This is a genomic window from bacterium (assembly GCA_030247525.1).
Taxonomy (GTDB): Bacteria; Electryoneota; JAOADG01; order JAOADG01; family JAOADG01; genus JAOTSC01.
In genome coordinates this window covers 1-4363 of sequence record JAOTSC010000226.1, presented here as the reverse complement: position 1 = coordinate 4363, position 4363 = coordinate 1, and the positions used below count along the sequence as shown (strand labels likewise).

The following is a 4363-nucleotide window of genomic DNA, read 5'->3' as shown; positions in this document are numbered from 1 at the left end:
GTATTGGAAAGTTGACAAACTGTTCCGCGAAATTCGTAAGGAGTTGCCGTGAAGCGTATTGCAATCGTTGAGGATAATCCGGACAACCGATTGTTAGCAACTGCCATCCTCGGAGATGATTTTCTCATCGATGAATATGAAACAGGTATGCAAGCGTTGGAAGGACTTCAGAAAAACCCTCCCGACTTAGTCCTTCTCGATATCTCATTACCGGAAATGGATGGCAAGGTTGTGTTATCTCGTATCCGACAGATCGAAAGTATAGCTAAACTTCCCGTAATTGCCTTGACAGCCCATGCGATGACCGGTGACCGTGAAATGCTGTTAGGATTGGGGTTTGATGACTATGTGGAAAAACCGATTCTTGACGAACAAATCTTGATTGATGCAATCAATAAGCTGTTGTTGTAGGTACTGACCGATTTTAGCCGCTGTTATGACTGATTTCTTACAATCGAAACAACCGTTATCGTTTGCCCGGGGTAAAGCATTTACACGGATGCACTTGATATTTTTTTTACTGGCAGTATTTCAACTCGCAACGATCTCAATTAGTATATACCTCAACCACCAATTGATTGCTCTTCAAACTGAGGCGGCGACCAAGGAGAAATCTTGGAGTCTCCGCCTTAGCCATTTATCGAAACTTAGTACCATCGCAAGTGATATCAGCGCCTCCGGTAACAATGTATTCATCACCCGCGATTTTCAAGCCGAACATCTCAACCTCGTAAAAAATGTCACTCGCTTCGATTCCACATTGTACGAAATTCGATCCGATTACGATTCGGCGCTAACTGACATCGAAACACTATGGTTGTTGCCGCTCTTAGATACGGTAGCGACGCAAACCCGTGATTTAATCGAAGCATCTAACGAGATTATCTCCACCTACGAAATTGGAAACACCGAAGCAGCTACTAAGGCGATGATCAAGAAGAATCGCGATTATACAGTGTTGATCGGGGCTATTGAAGAATTGCGAAGTAAAGTTCGGGTAGTATTAGCAGAACATTTTAATGAACAGATAAAAGATGCCAATTCTTTGCGCACGTTAGAATATGCGGTAGTTGCGTTGCTAACGGTTTTGGCAAGTGTTTTGACAGTGTATGGAGTAAACCTTGCCCGAGCAAATACAAATGCCACCAAGGAGCGTGAACAGACACTTAGCGCACTCGCCCGTAGTGAACTTGATTTACGGGAGTTGAACTCTTTCCAACAAGCGATCCTCGATTCAGCAAATTATATCATCGTCTCCACCGATACTAATCACATTATCCGGGTGTTTAACTCGACTGCTGAGCGGTTGCTCGGCTACTATGCCGAAGAGGTGCTCGGGAAGCAGACACCGCTAATCTTCCATCATTTGGAAGAAGTACAGGAGCGGTCCGATGAATTGGCACAAATCGTCGGAACTGCGGTTCCACTCGATTGCAATGTGTTTACTTATGCGGCAACTCGTGGAACCATACAGGAACGGGAATGGAGTTATGTTCGGAAGGATGGCAATCATTTTCCAGCATTAGTATCGGTGAGTTCCCTGCGCGATGAAGACGGTAACATTACTGGATTCCTCTACGTGGGCAACGATATCACCTTACGAAAGCGCGCCTTGCAGGATTTGCGATTAAGCGAAGAGCGCTTCCGATCAGTCGTTACACACATTGTAGACGGTATTATAACAATCGACGATAAGGGCCTCATCGAGTCGGTCAACCCTGCTGTGGAACGTATCTTCGGGTATTCTTGGACAGAGTTGGTTGGTAAAAACGTTAGTAAACTTATGCCGGAACCCCATCGCAGCGACCACAGTAAGTACATCGAACGATACATACAGTCGAATATCCCCCACATCATCGGTACCAATCGGGAAATGGTAGGTCAACGTAAAACCGGCGGCAGATTCCCGATGGACTTAGCAATCAGCGAACTCCAGCTCGGGTCGCGGCGCATTTTTATCGGCGTCGTCCGGGATATTACCCAGCGTCGACTTGCCGACCAAGCGTTGAGGGAAGCGAAAGAAGCTGCCGAAGCTGCCAATGTTGCAAAAAGTCAGTTTCTCGCCAACATGAGCCATGAGCTCCGAACGCCGCTTAACTCGGTAATCGGATTTGCCAATATTCTTTTGAAAAGAGAGCGGACGTCGATAACTGACAAGGAAGCACTTTATTTGGATCGGATTCTATCGAATGGAAAACACTTGTTGATGCTGATCAATGGGATTCTTGATCTCTCGAAAATCGAAGCCGGAAAAATGGAAGTGGTGTTAAGTAGTGTAGATGTAACCGAGTTGATTAGAAAACTTGTTAGTGAGTTTGACGGGCAAGCGAAACAAAAGGAGAGCGTGACTTTACGATATGAGTTTCCAGAAACGATAGAAATACTGAAAACCGATGAATCGAAGTTAAAACAAATCCTGATTAATCTAATTGGAAATGCACTTACGTTCACAGAAACCGGCAGTATCACAGTACGGGTAGTTACTGATACCGAAACTTGTCAGGTCGTACGAATCGATGTGATCGATACCGGTATAGGAATTCCAGAAGACCGTCGATCCGCAATTTTCGAGGCATTCCAACAAGCCGACAATACAACCCAGCGCAAGTATGGCGGTACCGGTTTAGGATTAACCATTACTCGCTCGTTATGTCAGTTACTCGGTTTTGAGTTGCATCTTGAGAGTGAGGTTGGTAAGGGTTCTGTGTTCTCGGTTATCATCGATACCACTATATACAAATCACGTCTTGCATCAAGTATTGAAACGGTCCCGGAGATTCCTGAGCCGGTCATACCATCGTTACTTTCCGAGCGAACACTTGCTTTACAGACCAAGACTGCATTCCGGGGATTTCGACCAACAGTGTTAATCGTCGATGACGAATCGGATTCGAGGGTACTGCTTTCCCATTACTTTGAAGAATTTGGCTGTCGTGTTCTGACTGCTGATACCGGTGACCGTGGCATTCGGATGGCAAAAGAGTTTCAACCGGCATTAATTACGCTCGATTTGCAAATGCCAAATAAAAATGGCACACAGGTATTACGGGAACTTAAAACCGATCCACAGTTACGGCATATACCCGTCATCATTGTTAGTATCGTAGCCAATGAAAGCAAAGGAACAGTATTTGGTGCAATGGATTTTCTCGACAAGCCGATCAATCGTGATGAGTTATATTCAGTTTTGATGCGTAACATCAAGAAGCCAACACCAAAAATACTCATTGTGGAAGATGATCTCGATACGCAATCAATCTATTCGGATTTTCTCACACAGTATGACAGTGAAGTTGTTTTTGCTGACAATGGAAAGGTTGCCCTTGAAAAGCTGGATCAGTTTATCCCTGACCTGATACTTCTCGATCTGATGATGCCGGTGATGGATGGGATGACGATGCTGCGGATTATTCGGAAGCGGCCGAAATTGCTCAACATTCCGGTAGTTGTAACAACCGCGAAGTTGCTATCTCCAGCCGAGCAAAATCTACTGTCGCAGTTAGCGACAACGACCATCTCGAAATCGGAAGATATCGAAGCTGAATTGAAACAAGTTGTACAATCGATATTATCGCAGCAGGAAACAAAAATCCGAAAGCAGTTGTAAGATTGGGAGGAGTTATGGGGGTAAAGCATCCAATGAGATTTGCGGCGCTATCAGCCGCTTTTTTTTTCATGCAACAATCCGATGCAACAGTTTGGATGGTGAAACCAAGCGATGATTTACAAACAGTGATCGACCATGCCGTGAGTAATGATACACTTCAACTTGGTAATGGTACTTGGAAAGCAAACCCAGTTCTTTATAATGATCCCTTCTGTGGAAATTGTTTAGATTCTTCAATCGGCGCTTCCGCAACAATCGGATTCATAGTTCAAAAGAATCTAACGTTGCAGGGTACTTCTTCTGACTCAACGATACTCGAAACTAATGCCGGGTATGGCATATTTATCGCCCCGCAAAAACCGAAAGAACAGAATTTGAAAGTGCATTTATCCAATCTTCGAGTAACGGGTGGAATCCGTGACATTGATGGTAATGAAACCGATGCCGAGATTGTTATTCGCAATAGCGAAGTGACCATTCGTAACTGCACAATTTCCGGTAACACCCATCGGGCAGATTCCGTAATTGTTGGAATCGCAGGAATTGCCGGTAGGGAGGGGGCTATACTCAAAGTAGAAGATTGTATCATTCGCAATAATGGATGGGATGGTATTGCTTTGTATCGCGGTACACGAGCAAGAATTGTCGATGTTACTATCGAAAAGGGAAGAGGTGCAGGTATCGGCATTACTTGGGACGCACAGGCAGAAATAATACGAACGACAGTTTCCGATTACTGGAAAGGGATAGGAACGT

The 4363-nt window shown here is 44.8% G+C and carries 3 protein-coding genes; all 3 read left to right on the top strand.

What is annotated here, in order from left to right; translation table 11 throughout:
• Nucleotides 1-48: 48 nt before the first annotated feature.
• Nucleotides 49-411 (top strand): response regulator, encoded by a 363-nt coding sequence (locus OEM52_14220; protein MDK9701291.1) that lies wholly within the window; start codon nt 49-51, stop codon nt 409-411.
• A 25-nt stretch (nt 412-436) separates the two neighbouring features.
• The gene (locus tag OEM52_14215; GenBank protein MDK9701290.1) at nt 437-3607 is read left to right on the top strand and encodes a PAS domain S-box protein; all 3171 of its coding nucleotides are present in this window, start codon (nt 437-439) and stop codon (nt 3605-3607) included.
• Between the two features lie 14 nt (nt 3608-3621).
• On the top strand, nt 3622-4363 hold a 742-nt coding region (locus OEM52_14210; GenBank protein ID MDK9701289.1), incomplete at its 3' end, for a right-handed parallel beta-helix repeat-containing protein.

Bases quoted from the DNA above. Each gene is read 5' to 3' on its own strand.
- OEM52_14215 (MDK9701290.1), top strand. From the start codon at position 437: ATGACTGATTTCTTACAATCGAAACAACCGTTATCGTTTGCCCGGGGT.